17 protein-coding genes are annotated in these 17,780 nt (G+C 56.5%); 10 read left to right on the forward strand and 7 right to left on the reverse strand.

All coding sequences use genetic code 11. The features are described from left to right. Nucleotides 1–20: 20 nt before the first annotated feature. Complete coding sequence (locus WHS88_02250; GenBank protein ID MEJ5258991.1) at nucleotides 21–662, forward strand: SGNH/GDSL hydrolase family protein; 642 nt, start codon at nucleotides 21–23, stop codon at nucleotides 660–662. Between the two features lie 4 nt (nucleotides 663–666). On the opposite strand, the gene pheT is transcribed toward WHS88_02250, so the two are convergent. Further along, a complete protein-coding gene (gene pheT / locus WHS88_02255) occupies nucleotides 667–2,688 on the reverse strand; it encodes a phenylalanine--tRNA ligase subunit beta (protein ID MEJ5258992.1) in 2,022 nt (673 codons plus the stop codon). A 364-nt stretch (nucleotides 2,689–3,052) separates the two neighbouring features. Here pheT and WHS88_02260 point away from each other — a divergent pair, with 364 nt between their 5' ends. The 5 genes from WHS88_02260 (at nucleotide 3,053) to ribD (ending at nucleotide 7,446) form a co-directional block, all read left to right on the forward strand. Further along, nucleotides 3,053–4,108, forward strand: coding sequence for a sigma-54 dependent transcriptional regulator (locus WHS88_02260; GenBank protein MEJ5258993.1), 1,056 nt, complete (start codon nucleotides 3,053–3,055; stop codon nucleotides 4,106–4,108). Nucleotides 4,109–4,238: 130 nt separating this feature from the next. Next, nucleotides 4,239–4,667, forward strand: a complete 429-nt coding sequence (gene rplM / locus WHS88_02265; protein ID MEJ5258994.1) for a 50S ribosomal protein L13 — start codon at nucleotides 4,239–4,241, stop codon at nucleotides 4,665–4,667. A 19-nt stretch (nucleotides 4,668–4,686) separates the two neighbouring features. Further along, the gene (gene rpsI / locus WHS88_02270) at nucleotides 4,687–5,175 is read left to right on the forward strand and encodes a 30S ribosomal protein S9 (GenBank protein ID MEJ5258995.1); all 489 of its coding nucleotides are present in this window, start codon (nucleotides 4,687–4,689) and stop codon (nucleotides 5,173–5,175) included. A 129-nt stretch (nucleotides 5,176–5,304) separates the two neighbouring features. Further along, a complete protein-coding gene (gene argC, locus WHS88_02275) occupies nucleotides 5,305–6,312 on the forward strand; it encodes an N-acetyl-gamma-glutamyl-phosphate reductase (protein ID MEJ5258996.1) in 1,008 nt (335 codons plus the stop codon). A 21-nt stretch (nucleotides 6,313–6,333) separates the two neighbouring features. Beyond that, nucleotides 6,334–7,446, forward strand: coding sequence for a bifunctional diaminohydroxyphosphoribosylaminopyrimidine deaminase/5-amino-6-(5-phosphoribosylamino)uracil reductase RibD (gene ribD / locus WHS88_02280; GenBank protein MEJ5258997.1), 1,113 nt, complete (start codon nucleotides 6,334–6,336; stop codon nucleotides 7,444–7,446). Here the strand turns inward: ribD and WHS88_02285 are convergent. Then, entirely contained in the window at nucleotides 7,432–8,418 is a 987-nt protein-coding gene (locus WHS88_02285) for a bifunctional riboflavin kinase/FAD synthetase (GenBank protein MEJ5258998.1), read from the reverse strand. The two genes, ribD and WHS88_02285, sit on opposite strands and share 15 nt — an antisense overlap. Nucleotides 8,419–8,562: 144 nt before the next feature. Between WHS88_02285 and WHS88_02290 the strand changes: the two genes are divergently transcribed. Then, nucleotides 8,563–9,018: a RidA family protein gene (locus tag WHS88_02290; protein ID MEJ5258999.1), complete on the forward strand. Its 456-nt coding sequence runs from the start codon at nucleotides 8,563–8,565 to the stop codon at nucleotides 9,016–9,018. On the opposite strand, the gene WHS88_02295 is transcribed toward WHS88_02290, so the two are convergent. The 5 genes from WHS88_02295 to WHS88_02315 all read right to left on the reverse strand — a co-directional run bounded on the left by WHS88_02295 (nucleotide 9,019) and on the right by WHS88_02315 (nucleotide 14,904). Beyond that, on the reverse strand, nucleotides 9,019–11,193 hold the full coding sequence (locus WHS88_02295) for a DUF4954 family protein (protein MEJ5259000.1): 2,175 nt from the start codon (nucleotides 11,191–11,193) through the stop codon (nucleotides 9,019–9,021). A gap of 302 nt (nucleotides 11,194–11,495) precedes the next feature. Beyond that, on the reverse strand, nucleotides 11,496–12,575 hold the full coding sequence (gene thiE, locus WHS88_02300; protein MEJ5259001.1) for a thiamine phosphate synthase: 1,080 nt from the start codon (nucleotides 12,573–12,575) through the stop codon (nucleotides 11,496–11,498). A gap of 57 nt (nucleotides 12,576–12,632) precedes the next feature. Continuing rightward, nucleotides 12,633–13,208 carry a manganese efflux pump MntP family protein gene (locus WHS88_02305; protein MEJ5259002.1) on the reverse strand — a complete coding sequence of 192 codons (576 nt, stop codon included), beginning with the start codon at nucleotides 13,206–13,208 and terminating at the stop codon, nucleotides 12,633–12,635. After that, nucleotides 13,205–14,194, reverse strand: a complete 990-nt coding sequence (locus WHS88_02310; protein ID MEJ5259003.1) for a metallophosphoesterase — start codon at nucleotides 14,192–14,194, stop codon at nucleotides 13,205–13,207. The genes WHS88_02305 and WHS88_02310 overlap by 4 nt, the downstream gene beginning before the upstream one ends. Continuing rightward, nucleotides 14,191–14,904, reverse strand: coding sequence for a DUF1638 domain-containing protein (locus WHS88_02315; GenBank protein ID MEJ5259004.1), 714 nt, complete (start codon nucleotides 14,902–14,904; stop codon nucleotides 14,191–14,193). Before WHS88_02315 ends, WHS88_02310 begins: the two co-directional genes overlap by 4 nt. 338 nt (nucleotides 14,905–15,242) lie before the next feature. Here WHS88_02315 and WHS88_02320 point away from each other — a divergent pair, with 338 nt between their 5' ends. Genes WHS88_02320 through WHS88_02330 form a run of 3 tightly spaced genes read left to right on the forward strand, consistent with a single transcriptional unit; the run spans nucleotide 15,243 to nucleotide 17,777 of the window. Next, complete coding sequence (locus WHS88_02320) at nucleotides 15,243–17,105, forward strand: carbamoyltransferase (protein MEJ5259005.1); 1,863 nt, start codon at nucleotides 15,243–15,245, stop codon at nucleotides 17,103–17,105. Nucleotides 17,106–17,123: 18 nt separating this feature from the next. Continuing rightward, nucleotides 17,124–17,543, forward strand: a complete 420-nt coding sequence (locus tag WHS88_02325) for an SxtJ family membrane protein (protein MEJ5259006.1) — start codon at nucleotides 17,124–17,126, stop codon at nucleotides 17,541–17,543. Nucleotides 17,544–17,567: 24 nt separating this feature from the next. Then, nucleotides 17,568–17,777: a DUF5989 family protein gene (locus WHS88_02330; protein ID MEJ5259007.1), complete on the forward strand. Its 210-nt coding sequence runs from the start codon at nucleotides 17,568–17,570 to the stop codon at nucleotides 17,775–17,777. The last annotated feature ends 3 nt before the right edge of the window (nucleotides 17,778–17,780 follow it).

Below are 17,780 nucleotides of genomic sequence, written 5' to 3' on the forward strand. Positions count from 1 at the left end.
CAAAAGAGAGGTTTCTTCAGATGGAGTGGAAATATCGGCAGAAAATTTTGTTCATCGGAGACAGCATCACAGATGCCCTGCGGCGGGAGCAGGCGTATGCGCCCCTGGGCTGCGGGTATGTTCATTTTGCCGGATATTTCTTACAGGCCCGGTTTCCTGAACTGGATTTGCAGGTTGAAAATCGCGGCGTCAGCGGGGATACCACTCGAGAACTTCTGGCCCGTTGGAAAGAAGACTGTTTGGACCTTCGGCCCGATGTGGTGAGCATTCTGGTCGGCATCAATGATTTGTGGCGTGGATACAAACCGGTGCTTGAGCCGCACAAAACTCCTGTTCCGCCGGAGGAGTACGAGAACAACCTTCGGCAGATGCTTTCAGGTGTTCAGCGGCTCGGCAGCCGTCTGATTCTGATGGAGCCGTTTTATTTCTGCCGGGATTTGCAGGAGCCGATGCGGCAGGGCCTGGATGCCTACTTGGACGTCGTGCACCGGTTGGCTCGGGACTATCAGACCCTTCTGGTGCCTCTGCAGAAGGCCTATGAGCAGCTCAGCAGTCAGGTGCCGGACGAACGCTGGGCGGAGGACAGAGTCCACCCGTCGATGTGGGCCCATGCCTGGATTGCCCGCCAGTGGCTGTCGGCGGTTCTGGATGGGGAGATTTAACCACTTAGACTGTTCGGAGCTCTGCGCGGAATTTTTCTTTCAGAACATTTAAAATCCCAGCCTCGAATTGGTCCACCTGTTCGTGCCGCAGCGTGCCGTCATCATCCCGGAATCGAAGGGAGACCGTCAGACTTTTTTTGCCGGCGGGAATCGGTTTGCCGCGATAGAGTCCGCCGAATCGGATTTCCTCCAGTTCCTCCGGGGCAGCCGAACGAACGGCCTGTTCAATCTCCGCCCAGCGGACGGGCTCATCGAGAATCAGGGACAGGTCCCGTCGGATGGCGGGGAATCGCGGCAGCGGCCGGGCGGAGGGTTTGGCGTCGGCAGCCAGCTCAATCAATGTTTCAAGGTCCAATTCCGCCGCACAGACCATACCCTTGTCCAAATCCAGACGCCGGGCAATGGTATCCTCCACCGCACCGACAAAGCCGACAGGGCGGTCGCCGACAAAAATCTCCGTACCGCCCTGAGCCCATTTTGCACCGGCGGGCTGGAAACGGGCTTCCCGGTAGGTCAGCCGCTCCAGAAGCCCTTCCAGAACCCCCCGCATCTCCTGAAACTCCATATCGGCGGCCAGGGCTACTTTCGGTTTTTCGAGAGGAAGAACCTGTTTTTCTCGGGAAGGAAGAAATGTATCGGCAATTTCGTAGAGCCGACAGGGGATATTGCCTGCGTGGTAGTTGGTCTGCATCGTATTCAGGAGCGACCCGATGAGATTTTGGCGGAGCAGGTTGGTGTTTTTGCGGGACACATCGCTGACCGCCAGATGCTCCGACGCCGGTGCGGGGGAGAAGCACTCGGCGGTCTGTTTATCAATAAAGGTAATGTTAATGGTTTCAAAGAATCCGCAGCCGTTCAGATAGGTGCGGATTTTCTGGCAGACTTTTTCGCGTGCATCCATCGGCACGGCGGTGATGCGAATCTTGTTTTCGACCGGCACCTTCTCATAGCCCCAGCATCGGGCGGCTTCCTCGATGAGGTCGGCCTCCCGGCTCAAGTCGTGCCGCCAGCTCGGCGGGGTGCAGACAATCACATCGCTGTTTTCCCGCTGAGGATTCAGCCCCAGGCCGGAGAAAATCGCAAGCACGTTTTCGAGAGGAATCTCAATCCCCAAAAGGTGTTTGAGCCGTGACAGCCGCATCCGCACCGGTGAAGCGGCCGTTTTTCCCGGATAGCAGTCCACAACCCCCCGGGCGATTTGTCCGCCGGCGACCTGAACAATCAGCTGAGCGCATCGTCGAGAGGCCCAGTCGATGTTGTCCGTATCCACCTGCCGTTCGAATCGGAAGGAGGCCTCCGAAGGCAGTCCGAGCCGGCGCGAAGTCCGGCGGATGCTCACCGGTGCAAACGAGGCCTCTTCCAGCAGAATCGTTGCGGTCTGCTCCGTCACTTCGGTTTCCAGCCCGCCCATGACGCCGCCGACGGCCACCGGTCGTTCCGCATCGGCTATCACGAGCATCCAGTCCTGCAGCTGACAATCTGTGCCGTCAATGCTGATGAGCCGCTCTCCGGGGCGGGCTTTTCGAACAATGATTTTTTTGCCGCGGATTTTGTCGTAATCAAAGGCATGGGGCGGCTGGCCGTGCTCGAGCATGGCATAGTTGGTGGCGTCCACGACATTATTGACGCTTCGCATTCCGGCGGCCTGAAGGCGGCGAACCATCCAGTCCGGAGAAGGCCCGACTTTCACCCCCGTGATAATCCGGGCGGTATAGCGGGAGCATAACTGCGACTCTTCGATTTGCACGCTCACCCAATTCTGAACGGGACTGTCGGACTCCTGAATCGATGCATCCGGCAGCCGCAGGGGTTTTCCATACGCGGCGGCCAGTTCTCGGGCAATACCAATGTGGCTCAGACAGTCCCCGCGATTGCTTGTGATTTCTATGTCGATGACTGTATCGCCGTCAATCTTCTCGATGCTTTCGGTCGGAAACCCCAAGTCGCTCAGCCGTTTGGCGATTTCTTCCGGGCGGATACCTTTGAGGTCAACGTACTCCTGCAGCCATTCCAATGAGATTTTCATTCTGATTTCTCGTTTCCGGGGCGTTTTGTTCTTTTCTGTTCCGGTATTCAAAACACGTACAATAGCGATATTGGCTTGCGGTGTCAATAAAAGCCAGGGGATTCCGAAAAGAAAACCCAGCCTGCATGGGTGTGCAAGTCTTTATTTTGAAAAGAGATAGAACTATTTGGATTGCAAGCAGCCGAAAATGTCCTATAAAACACCTTGATTTTGCCAAAATGCCTTATTAGAATATGGTTTTGGAGGCGTGAGGAAAACTGTTGCGGGGAAAAGGCCTATCAGTTTTCTCACCCATTGTTTTTAGAGAACGCTCATCTGGAAAGAAGGGTTTTGAACGTGTGTTTCAGATGGGCGGGGTAGTTTCATGACCAGTGCCAACGAAACCAACCGCGCACAGGGACGTGCCGCTAAGGGAAAAGTCTGTTCTGACAGTGTGCCGCCGCTCCGAAAAGACGGCCGTCTGATGGGCGAAGAAAAGACGGCTTTCATCGGGCAGTCCCAGGCCTTTCAGGCGATTGTAGAGACCATCCGTTCCGTAGCAGCGCGGCGATGCTGTATTACCATCACGGGGGAAACGGGGACCGGCAAGGAGATGGTTGCCCGGAAGATTCACGAATTTTCGGACCGCTCGGACAAGGTCTTTATTCCAGTGGACTGCACGACCCTGACCGGACAGCTTTTCGAAAGTCAGTTGTTTGGTCATGTACGCGGCAGTTTTACCGGTGCCGTTGAAAACACGCTCGGCTTTTTCCGCGCCGCCGACGGCGGAACCATTTTTTTGGATGAAATCAGCGAAATTCCCCTCGAACTTCAGGCCAAACTGCTGCGGGTCCTTCAGGAAGGCACCGTCACGCCGCTGGGCTCCACGCAGTCCTACAAGATTGATGTGCGGGTGATTTGTGCAACCAATCGCGATTTGCGGCAGATGGTCGAGAAAAACCAGTTCCGGGCGGACCTGTTTTATCGGCTGAATGTGATTAATCTGCAGATTCCGCCCCTGCGTCAGCGGCCGGAAGACATTCTGCCGTTGGCCAATTATTTTCTGGAGAATCTGAGCCGTTTTTATGGAGAGCCCCTCAAAAAGCTCTCTTCGGAAGCGGAGCATCTGCTGCTTCGCTATCGCTGGCCGGGCAATGTTCGGGAATTGTCCAACGCGATGGAACGGGCCTACGTGCTCAGCCGCGGGATGGTGATTGAGCCGTCTGTCTTGCCGCCGGAGATTTTCATGGGCGGTTTCACCCGTGTGGACTCGCCGCTGCCGACGCTGGATGAGGCCAATCAGCGGCTGGTTCAGGAGGCGCTTCGCATCACCAAAGGACGCAAAATGGAAGCGGCCAGGATTCTCGGCATCGAACGCCGGCGTCTCAATCGGCTCCTCGAAAAGCTGAATATTGAGCCCGCCAAGTTCAAAGACCACTGACGGATAACGTCATTGTAGAGCATATTTGTCTTCTTAATGTTTTTGCTTTTTTCAGGAAAATGGCATTGACAGGGGGGCGATTGCCCTTATAATATCTCGCTTTCTGAGAAATGACGGGAGTAGAATTGATATGAAAAGCTTTTTGGCAAAAAAAGGCCAAGTCGAGCGGAAATGGTGGCTTGTGGATGCGGAAAACAAGGTGCTCGGACGCTTGGCCTCGAAAGTGGCGATGATTCTGATGGGCAAAACCAAGCCCATTTATACTCCTCATGTTGATACAGGGGATTATGTAATCGTCGTGAATGCGGAAAAGATTCGGCTGACCGGACGGAAGCCCCAAACCAAGACGTACACTACGTTTAGTCTCTATCCGGGCGGCCAGAAGATTATTCCGTTTTCGAGGATGATTCAGCGGCATCCGGAGCGGGTGATTCAGAAAGCCGTCCAGCGCATGCTGCCGAAAAATCCTCTCAGTGAGCACATGTTGAAGAAGTTGAAGATTTACAAAGGGCCTCATCACGAGCATGCGGCTCAGAAACCGGTGAAATTAGAATTGTAACAGCGATTCAGGCAGAGCTATGGCTGAAAACGAAACGTACCTGATTGATCCGAAGATTCTGGAGAAAAGTGCCTCGGCGCTGACCTCGACGGCTCCGGCAGCTGCCGCCAAGCGCGATGCCGCAGGGTTTGTATGGGGAACAGGGCGCCGAAAAACATCCGTCGCGCGGGTTCGCCTTAAACCCGGTACCGGAAAGATTGAGGTGAACGGGCGTCCCTTCGAAGAGTATTTTCTGCTCGAGAAGGACCGCGAGTCGGTTCGCTCTCCGCTGGCGGCGGTCAACGGTCTCCAATCGTTTGACGTGATTGTCAACGTCAAAGGCGGCGGGACGACCGGTCAGGCCGATGCCGTCAAGCTCGGAATTGCCCGGGCGCTGAAGGACTATGACCCGTCCCTGCTGAAAGTCCTCCGCGACGGCGATTTCCTGACGCGGGACAGCCGAATGGTGGAAAGAAAGAAGGCCGGAAAGCCCGGTGCCCGCAGGAGTTTCCAGTTCTCCAAGCGTTAACGGCTTTGTTGTTTCGACTTTTCAAAACCGCCGGAGCAGGAATTCGGCGGTTTTTTTATGTTTGTTTCTCTGACGGAAACGACGTACGATACAATTCAGGTTTTGAGTAAAAAGGGAAATGGGGTTTGTATGGTTCGTGTTGCGATTATCGGTGCAAGCGGCTACACAGGGCTGGAAGCCATTGAAATTCTGCTGCGTCATCCTCGAGCGGAACTGACATATTTAACTGCGCTGCCGGAGGAATGCGGGCCGGCGGCGGAAGTTTTCGGACAGCTCCGGGGACGTCTGGATATGCCCATCGAGCCGCTGGATATGAACAAACTGGCGGAAAAGGCCGAGGCGGTTTTGTGCTGTCTGCCGCATAAGGTTTCGATGAGTTTCGTTCCCAAGCTGCTGGCGGCGGGGCTGAAGGTTGTGGATTTCAGCGCCGACTACCGCCTGCGCGATGCGGCCGTGTATGAAAAATATTATGTGCCCCATACGGATAAGGAAAACCTGGCTCACGCCGTGTACGGGCTTCCGGAGATGAATCGAAAGCAGATTCCCTCCGCCCGACTGATTGCCAACCCCGGCTGTTTTCCGACCGGCGCCCTGCTGGCTTTGCTGCCGGTGCTCCGCGAAGGCCTGATTGAGCCCAAGGGAATCATCGTGAATGCCGTCACGGGTGTCTCCGGCGGCGGCAAAAATCCGAGCCCTGTGTTTCATTTTCCGGCGATGAACGAAAACCTGCTGCCGTACGGCGTCGGGACTCATCGCCATATGCCGGAGATGGAGCAGGTGGCTTCGGATGCAGCCGGCAAGCCCGTGGAAATCCTCTTTCAGCCCCATGTCGGACCGTTTGACCGCGGCATTCTTTCCTCGGTTTACGCCGAACCCACAAAGGCCGTCTCGTCTTCCGAGCTGCTTGAACTCTATCGGACTTTTTATCAGAAAGAGCCGTTTGTACAGGTTCTCTCCAAGCCGCCGGCGCTCAAACACGTGGCCAAGAGCAACTACTGCCATCTTTTCCCCACGGTTGTAAAGGGCCGTCTTGTGATTTTCTCGGCTATCGACAACCTGATTAAAGGGGCCTCCGGTCAGGCCATTCAGAATTTGAACTTGCTGTACGGTTTTGAAGAGACCCTCGGACTGAAATAACTTTTATTCCGGGAGTGCCGGATGGATGCAGAACAGGCCATGCGGCGGGCACTGGAGCTGGCGCGGCAGGGACTGGGCCGGGTCGAGCCGAATCCGGCTGTCGGGTGTGTGATTGTCAAAGACGGCCGGCTGATTGGCGAAGGATGGCATCGGGAATTTGGGGGACCGCACGCCGAAATCGAGGCCCTTCGGGATTGCCTGCGGCGGGGAAATGACCCGAAGGGGGCTGCGGTCTATGTGACCCTCGAGCCCTGCTGCTTTACCGGCAAAACCGGCCCCTGTACGAAAGCCCTCATAGAAGCCGGGGTTGCCAAGGTAATTGCCGCGATGGAAGACCCGTTCCCGAAGGTCAGCGGCCGGGGATTCCAAGAACTTCGGCAGGCGGGGATTTTTACGGAGGCGGGGCTGTGCCGAAAAGAGGCCGAATCGCTCAACGCTCCCTATCTGAAACATATCCGAACCGGCCGGCCCTGGGTGATTCTCAAATGGGCCCAAAGTCTCGATGGAAAACTCGCCCGCCGAAATCCGTCCCAATCTGGCCGGTGGATTTCCAACGAAGCGTGCCGACGGCATGTGCATCAGCTCCGCAGAAAAGTGCAGGGGATTTTAACGGGAATTCAAACCGTTCTGCAGGATAATCCCCAACTGACCGTCCGCTTGGATGAGCCGGTTCGAAGACCGCCGGTCCGGATTGTACTGGACAGCCGATTGCGGATTCCGCTGGATTGCCGGCTTTTGAATGTTCAGGAAGCCCCGACGTGGGTGTTCACAACCCGTGCTTCCTTCCAGAGAGAGCCGCAGAAGATCCTTCAGCTTCGGCAGGCAGGGGTGGAGGTCCTCGAGGCCGAGCAGAAAGAGCAGCGGTGTGATTTGGCAGATGTGCTGGAGCAGGCAGGCAAACGGGGGCTTCAGCAGATTCTGGTGGAGGCCGGGCCGACCCTGCTGACGGAGTTTCTCCGGCAAAATCTGGCGGATGAGGTGTATGTTTATGTGGCTTCGCTTCTGCTCGGGCAGGGGGGCACGGCGGATTTGTCGGCGGCGATATCCTCGCTTGGGCCGCTGGAACTTCGACAGCCGACTCTTCAGATTATGGAGGATAATGTTCTGATTTCCGCCCGTTTATCGTCCGGCTGAATCAGACAAAATCTGCCGGGCTTTTTGGCAGTCGAGGGCGATTTGCCGGATAAGCTCTTCCCGCGATTCAAAACGCTGCTGATTGCGCAGCCATTCGACAAAGTCCATCGCTAAATATTTTCGGCTTAGGTCCTCAACATTCGACTCGAGCAGATGGGCTTCCAGCAGAAGAGGGTGGTCGGTCACAAAAGTCTTGGCCCGTCCGATGCTGAAGGCCGCTGGTCTTCGAGCCGGCTGCCGGCAGACCTCTTCCAGAGAATCTCCCACGGCGACAAAGCCGGCATAGACCCCTTCAGAAGGGATAATCTGTTCTGCGGGCTTGAGATTAGCGGTTGGGAAACCAAGGGTTCTGCCGATGCCTCGTCCTGGGATGGTTGTTCCGACAAGACGATACGGGCGTGAGAGAATTTGGGCGGCGTGGGCCGCCTTGCCGTCTTCGAGGAGCCGGCGAACGGTGGAACTGGAACAAATGATGCTGCGCTGGTCCTGATTCAGATGAACGGTGGTATACGGTACCTCGAGCACTTCAAAACCATATTCCTGTCCGAGCTGTCGGAGTATCTGGAGGGTTCCGCTTCGCCCGTAGCCGAACGTGAAATTAGGGCCTTCCACAATGGTGCGCGGGGCCAAAGAAGGTACGAGAAAGCGGCTCACGAAGTCCTTCGGCGACTGATTCAGAAGCGAAAGGGTATCTCGAATCACAATCAGCACGTCCACACCGCACTGCTCCAGCAGAACGGCCTTCAGCGGCAGGGGGGTCAGGACCCCGGGGCTTTTCTCCGGATGCAGTACAGCGGCCGGATGGGGGTCGAACGTTATCACAACCAGCGGAGAAGCGAACCGGTCTGCGGCTTGCCGTGCCGTCCGAAGGATAGCCTGGTGGCCCCGATGAACCCCATCGAAGTTTCCGATTGTCAAAACGGCCCCTTTGGGCGCCAGCTCTTTTATTTCTGCGTCAGAAAGAATTCTCATGCGGTTTACTCGACTTTCATTCAAAGGGTTTGTTGACGGGCATTGTATCGGTTCGAACGGAAGATGACAAGGTGCTGAAATCTCTTGACCCGGAGGGTCTGGTTTGTCATCATTAGAACGGTTTGAAACGGAAAGGTTGACTCGATGCGAAAAGCGATTCAGACGGAGCGGGCCCCGAAAGCACTCGGCCCGTATTCGCAGGCGGTTCAGGTCGGACAAACCCTATACGTATCGGGGCAGCTGGGGATTGACCCGGCTGCCGGACGGCTGGTGGACGGCGGGACCGCCGACCAGGCCCGTCAGGCCCTTCTGAATATTCAGGCAATTGTCACGGCAGCCGGTTTTTCCATGCAGGATGTCGTGCAAGTTCAGATTTTTCTGACGGATATGGCCGATTTTTCCAGTGTCAATGAGGTGTACAAGACCTTTTTCCAGGAACCGTATCCGGCCCGTGCAGCCGTTCAGGCGGCCGGGCTGCCTGCGGGGGCACGCATTGAGATTTTGGCGGTGGCGCAGAAATCCTCCGGCGTTTCCCTGCGGCGTCCGGGCCTTTCCGCCGCTCGCGCCGCTGAGCATCCGTATGCGGAAGAATACCTTTGATTACTGCAGCGCTTTGAGTTTTTCCGTCAGCTGCTCGATGGTGTTCTTTTCCTGGTCCAGCTGCGACTGGAATTTCTGAATAATCGGATCCTGCTCCAGCGTTCCGCACACGGCGGCAAAATCCTCCGACGCAAACCGGTCCGGGTCGTCGATTCCGCAGCCGATCCGCATATCGGGCTCAAATTCTTTTTTGGCATCTTCCGTTTGGGCCAGGACAATCTGACGGGATGCATTCCCCGTGTTTTCGAGAATGGACAGGAGGTCTTCAATCGTCCACTGGCGGACGGGTTTGCCTAATTCTGATTCGAGGCATTCCTTGACCCAGGCCCATTCATATTCGGCGAAGTTTTTAAAGAGAGACTGAAGACGCACTTCGACGGCGTGGATGGTATCGATGCGTTCGTTTTCGATATCGAGCAGGAGTGTTTCGAGTACAGCCGAGGGTACAATCAGGCCGCCGCAGTCCACCCAGTCCCCTTCGCCCAGATTGACTGAGCCGGTCAATTTATCACGGAGGTCAATCAGGGAAATAAATTTTTGTGAAGACAGACGGCGAATGAGTACGCGTCCGAGATACTGTTGAAGGGCCCATTGATAGAGTTCAAGCCCCCGCTGAGGCAGACAAATTTTCAGATTCTGATAAGAGACAGACTCGGACCCGGAAGGATTCTGTGCAAGCAGTTTGGAAAGGAGCTGAATTCCTCGTTTGAGCTTGCGGGCGATGTACGGAGTCATCACATCGCTGATGACCGCATCGAGTTTGGTTGGGGCCTTGCGTATATCCCGCTGACGCCATTTCATCTGGTCACGGATAAGCCCGATGTTTGCCAGATTCTGTCCCGGATACAGCACACTGCCGCCCGGATGCTCAATGATGTAAGAGAAAGGCAGGTCGGAGGTGTCGAAGTGTTCATTGTGCCGTCCGAGCACGATGGAAAAGGCGCCGATTCGGGCCGGCCAGGCGAGGAAAGCCCCGGAACCGGTTTTTACGCCGCGTTCGAAGATGCCCTGCTGATTGGGGCCGAGCCGGTACATATGGTTGGCCTGGTTGGTGCCGCTGCCGGCATTGAAGAAACTGCACAAACCTGCGATGAGCAGGGTGGATTTATGCTGGCTGACCGTAAATGGACCGGCGAACAGCGAGTAGGCCTGGCCCTGTCCCATTGAGCAGTTGGCAAAAAACACCGAATCCTGCGCCGTAAACGAACGGGACAGTTCTGTGCCCTGACCGATAAAGCATCGCCGCAGAATCACGAAGTTCCGCACGCGGCTGCCCTCACAGAGAATAAAATCGTTCGCAATCACACCCGGCCCGACATAAGTCGGGTCCGACGGGTCGCTTCGGATGGTGCCGTTTTCCAGCAGAACCGCCCCCTCTATCCGGGCTGACGGTCCCACGCAGACATCGTGAAGGACTCCGCAGTGAAGAATCCGGGCATTTTTGCGAATCCACCCAAAGGGAGTTTTTGTTTCCTCAATCGCATCTTCGATGAGATGTTTTAATCGCTCAATGAGCAGGGGACGATGCCGGTAAAAGGCCAGAAGATAGGCCAGCTGGCTGCTGAGCCGCTCAAAGAGCGGGATGGCGCGTCGGCCGTTTTCGTTTACCACACAGGCCGGCGTGCCGTTGCCGAAGGTGCTTTGTCCGCTGCACTGAAGACAGGCGACATCTTCTATCCAGACGTCGTCTTCAATCACGTAGTTGGCCAGAATATCCCGAACCCCGCTGATGCGGACGTTGCTACCGATAGTTACGTTGTAAAGACTCACATGGTAGAGTCCGACGGGGCGGGCAATGCCGGTATCCTCCTTCGAGACCGCTTCGAACGCCCCCAGACGTACAGGGCCGGAAAAGTGAACATGATGAACAAAAGCAGGATGAAATCCGTCCAGAACCTCCACTTGGCTCCAGTTCAGGGCTGTGCAGCCCTGAGCGGTGAGGACCTCAATTTCTTTCTCCTGCAGGGGTCTGTATGGACTCGGCTGGTTCATAAATTTATCCCATCTTAAACAGTTGCCTTTTTGTTCCTGTCGGGCAGGATTGTAGCGGCTGTTTTGCCGGCTGGCAAACGAAAAAGACCAAATGCCTCCGGACAGCCGCCGGCGCTCAGCGGAAAAACTCAGTGAAGGAAACAGCCCCGGCGGCAGCCCGGGGAGAGGAGATGGGGTTTTCATTCTCTTTTCCCCGCCCTGGCGGGCGGGGCTATTCGATGCTGCCCGCCTTTCTCCTTCGCTGAAGCTTCGGAGAACAAGTCGCGGCAATGACGGGGGTCTGCGCGGCAATGACGGAGGCCTTCATGGGAATGGGGGATACGAGGGGATAACGTGGAAAATAGCCCCGGGCGATAAGCCCGGGGAAGATGGGGATAGGGTTTTCATTCTCTTTTTCCCCGCCCTTGCGGGCGGGGCTGTTTTTTACCGTCCGGCCTTCCTCCCCTTTGCTTTTTTTTAATCTGTGTAATCTGTGAAATCTGTGGTTATAAACTTGTTGTGAAATCTGTGGTTTCCCTTCCATTCTTCAGGAGCGATTTAAATTGTCGGCAGGCGGCCAGCGGGTCGGGTGCGGCGCAGACGGCGGACGAGAGGGCGACGGCGCGGACGCCGATTTGCAGCAGGCCGGGCAGGTTGTCGAGCGTGATGCCGCCGATGGCGACGTGGGCGACGGAGGTATCCTTCAGGATGGCTAGGGCTCGGCGGATATAGTCCGGCCCGGCGGGGGTCAGCTGGGGCTTGGTGGGGCTGGGAAAGCAGGGGCCGATGCCGACATAGTCAGCGCCGGCGTCAACGGCTTGGCGAACCTCCTCTTCGCTGTGGGCGGTCAGGCCGATGAGAGCGGGTTTGAGGAAGAGCTTGCGGGCCTGAGGGGCCGGCAGGTCCTCGATGCCCAGATGGACGCCATCGGCCTCTGCGGCGGCGGCGATGTCCGCACGGTCATTGATGATGCTGATGCAGCCGTGTGAGCGGCAGAGAGCGGCAAATTGTTCGGCCAGTCGAAAGAGCCGCGCGTCGGGGATGTCTTCGGCGCGAAGCTGAAGGGCGTCGACCCCGCCCTGCAGGCACAGCTCGGCCAATTCGAGCGTGCGGCTGTCGGGCAGGTCTTTGCGGGCCGGGATAAGCACATACAGCCGCACGTCGCGGAATCGCACCGCAGGCAGACGTCCGAGAACATCTTTTTCGAGCGTATAGACGTCAAATCGGATTTGTTCGAGCGGGCCGGCGATATCCGGACAGGCCAGCTGCGCCGTTTCAGTCAGGACCCGCAGGGCTTCCGAGGCACGTTTGGCGGCGGCCAGAAAGACATCGGTGAACGTGCGGCGCTGCTGGGGGGATTCGATTTGCAGGGTCCGGCCGACATCGTTTTGGCTGTCGCGCTGGGCGAGCAGTTTTTCGGTATCCAGCCGGGCGATTTGTGCGCAGAGGTGGTGTCGCATCTGTTTGGCTCGGGCGGACAGGGCCGAATCGTCCAGCACAAACCGGCAGAACTCCTCCATCGTGCGGAGGGCCTCCCTCGCACGATTGAAATCGGCGTCGATGATTCGATAGATTCGTCGCTCCATAGGAATTGTGATTATACGCAGTCGAAAAACGCGGATAAAGCGGAAATTTCAACCCGTTCAGGAGGACAGGAGGTGTTCGAAGAGGATTTTGAGGCCGATGCCGATGAGAATCAGACCGCCGGCCAGCTCGATTTGTGTTTCAAAGAAGCGTCCGATGCGTTTGCCGATTTCCCAGCCGAGCAGGGAAATGACGAAGGTAATCAGGCCGATCAGCAGGACGGCGGAGAAAATGTGTTCCGTCACCAGTGAGAGCGTCAGTCCCACGGCGAGGGCATCGATGCTCGTGGCGACGCTCAAAGCCAGCAGGACGATAAGATTGGACGGGTCGGACGGGGTTCTTTCTGCTTTTTCGATTTTGAGGGATTCAATCGCCATTTTTCCGCCGATGAAGGTCAGCAGGCCGAAGGCCAGCCAGTGATCGAAGGGCTGAATGTGGGTCTGGAGTCCTTTGCCCGCCGCCCAGCCCAGCAGCGGCATCAGGGACTGAAAGGCCCCGAAGAAAACGGCCATCCGGATGCCGTGGCGGATATGCAGGTGGCGAAAGACCGAGCCGCTGACAATCGAAACGGCAAAAGCATCCATTGCCAGGGCGACGGCAATGGCGGCAATCGTAAAAAATTCACAGCAGTTCACGGGACAGACTTCCTTTGAAGGGGTTCGAATGTTTTTATCGCCGGATTTGAATTCTCGGGGACGATGTCAAAGACGGTGATTTCCGGCGGGGCTAAAAAGCGGATGCGCGGTGCCCAGCCGCCGGTCATTCCAATCCCGCGATTTATATAGATAGAGAAACGACCTTTGCGGTACAGACCGGCTTCGTAAGTTTTCCCGTGGATGGACTGGGTCACGAGAGCCCCCCAGAGCGGCAGGGCAATTTGTCCGCCGTGGGTATGGCCGCACAGGTACAAATCGACCGGTGTTTTCTCCAGATAGTCCACCAGGTCGGTGTTGTGGAAGAGCAGGATGTTAAACAGGTCGGGCCGAAGATGCCGAAGGGCCTCCCAGCTGCGGCGGCCTTCGGCGTGGTCGATTCCGCACAGACCGAAGGATTGGCCGTCTTTTTCGAGAATCCGCACATCCATCGACAGCTCGACGAAACCGGTGTTTTCAAACAGCGGGACTTGCGGGAAGAGCCGGTTGTCCACATTGCCGCGGACGGCGAACTTGCCCAGCGGGGCCTGAATGGCCGAAAGCGTTTGCTGCAGCAGCGGCAGGGCCCGGATGTCATTGAGGGCATCGCCGGTAAAAACCACCACGTCGGGGTTGAGTCGGTTGACTGCCTCCGGCAGCTGGGGCTCCAGCCGCGGTTTGCGGTCGCAGTGCAGGTCGGAAATCTGCACGATGCGGATGGAGGTGCCGTGCAGCTTCGAGGTCGGAATGGTGATGAAGGTGGTTTGGAGCCGGTAGGGCTCGATAAAGAATCCCCACAGGATGCACAGCAGGCCGATGAGGGTCAAAAGGTGCAGGAAGATGATGCGGCGGCGGGTGAGAAATCGAGGCGGGCTCAGACGGCGAAGCCGACAGGTCAGAAGGAGGATTTCCAGACCGAAGATGCAGACGGCGGCGGAAATAAACAGAAAGGCCGGAATTTTGCAGACAAGGAAGTATTTGAACGTCATGGCTGGGTTTCTCTCAGGCAAAGTCCGGAAAGGTCCTCCGGGACCGGTTGGTTGGGATTTAAAACGAGAAAGTCCTCCGGATTCCACGGGCCGTTCAGGAGCCGGCAGAGCCAGTCGGGGCTGCCTTGGATTTCGGTATAGTTCCAGCCCAGATAGGCGGCACAATCCTGAACCATTCGGCGGTCTTGGGGGCTGTCCGGCAGGTTCCAGCTGATATAGACGGCCTGTTTGTATTTTTTTCGCCAGGCCGTTTCGGTTTGGAGGAGGTAGTCGGCGTTGTCCGGTCCGTAGAGGGCGGTGTATTCTTCCAGCCGACGGCGGTCGTTCTGGGCGGAGGGGACAGGGGCCTCCCGAAGCCAGCCGGCACTGAAAAAGTAAGAGCCGGGGTATTCCCGGACATATTGTTCGTGGGTCTCTCGCGAGCCGAAGAGCAGGCTGATGCAGTCGTGGGCGCGGGGGATAACCAGGGTCCGACGACAGTGAAGGCCGCGAAGGGCCCCGCCGCACAGGCCGTAGGCCAGCAGGACCGCATCCGCATCCGGAACGGTGTCCAGTTTTTTCTGGAGTTGGGTCCGCAGCTCCTCCGGAGTGTTGTGGAGCCCCTGCTGCATCCAATCGACCGTCAGCGAGTTTTGAGACGGCTGTTTGGTCAGGCAAAACTCGATTTCAGGTTTCAGGGCTTTACAGGCAATTGCGTAATAATGAGCCATAAGACGCGTTATTGTAAAAGAAAAGGAATTTTTGAAAAGGGCTAATTGAGGGCAGAAAAAAACCGCCTGCGGAGAAGGAGGACCAGGCCGGGGAGGCCTGGCAGGGCTAACCGCAGGCGGCAGAAGGAGCATTTGAATACACTTATTATGGCATAATCGTTTGTAATTGTCAAGAGAGGGAAATAAAAGAAGGAAAAACAAACAAGACATACTCTGTCTGTTAGGTAAAATAAGAAGCTCTTGTTCGGAAATAAAAAGGTTTTTAGGAAACAAATCCGGACTGGAAATCATAGAGCGGATATAGTATGTTTCAAAAGCAGCCGTCTTGCAGGTGAGATATGGCGGAACAGAAAAAAGATAAGAAACCGATTCGAATCTTGGGGATTTCGGCGTTTTACCATGACAGTGCGGCGGCGCTGGTGGTGGACGGACGCATTGCGGCTGCTGCGCAGGAGGAGCGCTTCACGCGGAAAAAGCACGACCACAACTTTCCGATAAATGCAGTCCATTATTGCCTGAAAGAAGAAGGTATTGACGCCTCGCAGCTGGATTATGTGGTTTTTTATGAGAAGCCGCTGGTTCGGTTCGAGCGGATTTTGGAGACCTATATTGCCTATGCCCCGCGTGGATTTAAGCAGTTTTTGATGAGCATTCCTCTGTGGCTGAAGCAGAAACTGCATCTGCCGCGGGAGATGGACCGAGCCCTGAACTTCCAATACAAGGGCCGGTATCTTTTCTGCGAGCATCACGAATCGCATGCGGCCAGTGCGTTTTTCCCCTCGCCGTTCGAGGAGGCGGTGATTTTGACGATGGACGGTGTAGGGGAGTGGGCGACGGCGAGCATCGGTGCCGGACGCGGCAATCAGATTGAGATGTTGTATGAGCTGCGGTTTCCGCACTCGCTGGGGTTGCTGTATTCGGCCTTTACCTATTTTACCGGTTTTCGGGTTAATTCGGGGGAATACAAGTTGATGGGGCTGGCGCCGTATGGCAGGCCGATTTATTATGACAAAATCATGTCCGAAATGCTGGATTTGAAGGAGGACGGTTCGTTCCGGCTGAATCTGGATTATTTTGCCTATTGTTATTCGGATGTGATGGTCAGCCCGAAATTTGAGGAGATGTTCGGCGGGCCGCGACGCAAGCCGGAAACGCAGATTACCCAGCGGGAGATGGATATTGCGGCCTCAATTCAAAAGGTGACGGAAGAGATTATGCTGCGGATGAGCCGGTATGCACACCGGCAGACGGGAATGAAGAATCTGGTGCTGGCCGGCGGGGTGGCGCTGAATTGTGTGGGCAACGGGCGGATTTTGCGGGAGGGGCCGTTTGAGCATATCTGGATTCAGCCGGCGGCGGGAGATGCAGGCGGGGCGCTGGGGGCGGCGCTGTTTGTATGGCATCAATTGCTGGAAAATCCGCGAAAGCCCGTCCCGCAGGATATGCAGAACGGCTCGCTTCTGGGGCCGGCCTTTACAACGGAGGAAATCAAGGCCTATCTGGATTCGCAGGGGGCGGTTTACGAAGTTTACGAAAAGGAATCGGATTTGCTGGAGGTGGTTTCGGATGCCCTGATTGACCAGAAAGTGGTCGGCTGGTTTCAGGGGCGGATGGAGTTCGGGCCGCGGGCACTGGGCTCGCGAAGCATCCTGGGCGATGCCCGGAATGAGCAGATGCAGTCAAAGATGAATCTGAAGATTAAATTCCGCGAATCCTTCCGGCCGTTTGCCCCCAGTGTCCTGGCGGAGCGGGCGTCGGAGTATTTCGGGCTGGGCGACGGGTGCAGCAGTCCGTATATGCTGCTGGTAGCACCGGTGCGGGAGGAAAAGCGGATTGCGGCGGAAAAGACGGATGGGCTGTTTGGGCTGGATTTGCTGAAGGTGCGCCGCAGCTGTGTCCCGGGGATTACCCATGTGGATTATTCGGCCCGCATTCAAACGGTGGATGCCGAGCGGCACGGACGGTATTATCGGCTGCTGAAGCGGTTTGAGGAAAAAACGGGCTGCCCGCTGGTGATTAATACGAGCTTCAATGTGCGGGGTGAGCCGATTGTCTGTACGCCGGAGAATGCGTACCGGTGTTTTATGGCAACGAATATGGATATGCTGGTGATGGAAAATGTGGTGCTGCGAAAGGAACGGCAGCCGCAGGCCAAGTCCTACGAGGTCGATGAATATCTGGCAAAGTTTGCTTTGGATTGAGCGGAAGGATACGCGGCAATGGCGATGATGGAATTCAACTGGAAGCCGTCGGACAAGACGCTGCGGCAGTTCGGCTTCGGGTGTCTGGTGATGCTGCCGGTGCTCGGATATCTGCTGCATTGGCGGTTTGGACTGCCTGCGAAGGCGGCCTGGGGAATGGCAGCAGCGGGGGTGCTGCTGTTTGCAGCCGGGTTGAGTGTGCCCAAAGCGGTTTGGCCGTTTTATGTCCTGCTGACGGCGGTCGGCTTTCCAATCGGCTGGCTGATCAGTCATACGGTGATGATTCTGTTTTATTTCGGGATTCTGACCCCGATTGGGCTGGTGTTTCGGCTGATGGGACGGGATGTGCTGCACCGCCGATGGGACAAACAGGCCGAGACATACTGGGTGCGGTGTACGCATTCGGTTTCAGCCCGCCGCTATTTTCGCCAGTTTTAACAGGACGATTTCGGAAGGTATTTTATGACAGAGTCCAGCGGTTCGTCGGTACGCAGAGAGTTTGAGGAGCAGGCTCGGCAGGGCCGAACCACGCTTTTGGCGGAGTTTCTTGATTTTCTCAAGCACAACAAAAAATGGTGGCTTCTGCCGATTCTGCTGATGCTGCTTCTGTTGGGGCTGATTGTTCTGCTGAGCGGCACGGCCGTGGCGCCGTTTTTGTATCCGCTCTTTTAGGAG

The organism is Anaerohalosphaeraceae bacterium (assembly GCA_037479115.1).
Taxonomy (GTDB): Bacteria; Planctomycetota; Phycisphaerae; order Sedimentisphaerales; family Anaerohalosphaeraceae; genus JAHDQI01.

Excerpts from the sequence above, each read along its gene's own strand:
- rplM (MEJ5258994.1), top strand. The coding sequence starts at position 4,239 with ATGAAAAGCTTTTTGGCAAAAAAAGGCCAAGTCGAGCGGAAATGGTGG.
- WHS88_02250 (MEJ5258991.1), top strand. The coding sequence starts at position 21 with ATGGAGTGGAAATATCGGCAGAAAATTTTGTTCATCGGAGACAGCATC.
- WHS88_02315 (MEJ5259004.1), bottom strand. The coding sequence starts at position 14,904 with ATGGCTCATTATTACGCAATTGCCTGTAAAGCCCTGAAACCTGAAATC.
- WHS88_02295 (MEJ5259000.1), bottom strand. The coding sequence starts at position 11,193 with ATGAAAACCCCATCTCCTCTCCCCGGGCTGCCGCCGGGGCTGTTTCCT.
- WHS88_02290 (MEJ5258999.1), top strand. The coding sequence starts at position 8,563 with ATGCGAAAAGCGATTCAGACGGAGCGGGCCCCGAAAGCACTCGGCCCG.
- rpsI (MEJ5258995.1), top strand. The coding sequence starts at position 4,687 with ATGGCTGAAAACGAAACGTACCTGATTGATCCGAAGATTCTGGAGAAA.
- WHS88_02325 (MEJ5259006.1), top strand. The coding sequence starts at position 17,124 with ATGGCGATGATGGAATTCAACTGGAAGCCGTCGGACAAGACGCTGCGG.
- WHS88_02330 (MEJ5259007.1), top strand. The coding sequence starts at position 17,568 with ATGACAGAGTCCAGCGGTTCGTCGGTACGCAGAGAGTTTGAGGAGCAG.
- WHS88_02285 (MEJ5258998.1), bottom strand. The coding sequence starts at position 8,418 with ATGAGAATTCTTTCTGACGCAGAAATAAAAGAGCTGGCGCCCAAAGGG.
- pheT (MEJ5258992.1), bottom strand. The coding sequence starts at position 2,688 with ATGAAAATCTCATTGGAATGGCTGCAGGAGTACGTTGACCTCAAAGGT.
- thiE (MEJ5259001.1), bottom strand. The coding sequence starts at position 12,575 with ATGGAGCGACGAATCTATCGAATCATCGACGCCGATTTCAATCGTGCG.
- WHS88_02320 (MEJ5259005.1), top strand. The coding sequence starts at position 15,243 with ATGGCGGAACAGAAAAAAGATAAGAAACCGATTCGAATCTTGGGGATT.
- WHS88_02310 (MEJ5259003.1), bottom strand. The coding sequence starts at position 14,194 with ATGACGTTCAAATACTTCCTTGTCTGCAAAATTCCGGCCTTTCTGTTT.
- argC (MEJ5258996.1), top strand. The coding sequence starts at position 5,305 with ATGGTTCGTGTTGCGATTATCGGTGCAAGCGGCTACACAGGGCTGGAA.
- ribD (MEJ5258997.1), top strand. The coding sequence starts at position 6,334 with ATGGATGCAGAACAGGCCATGCGGCGGGCACTGGAGCTGGCGCGGCAG.
- WHS88_02260 (MEJ5258993.1), top strand. The coding sequence starts at position 3,053 with ATGACCAGTGCCAACGAAACCAACCGCGCACAGGGACGTGCCGCTAAG.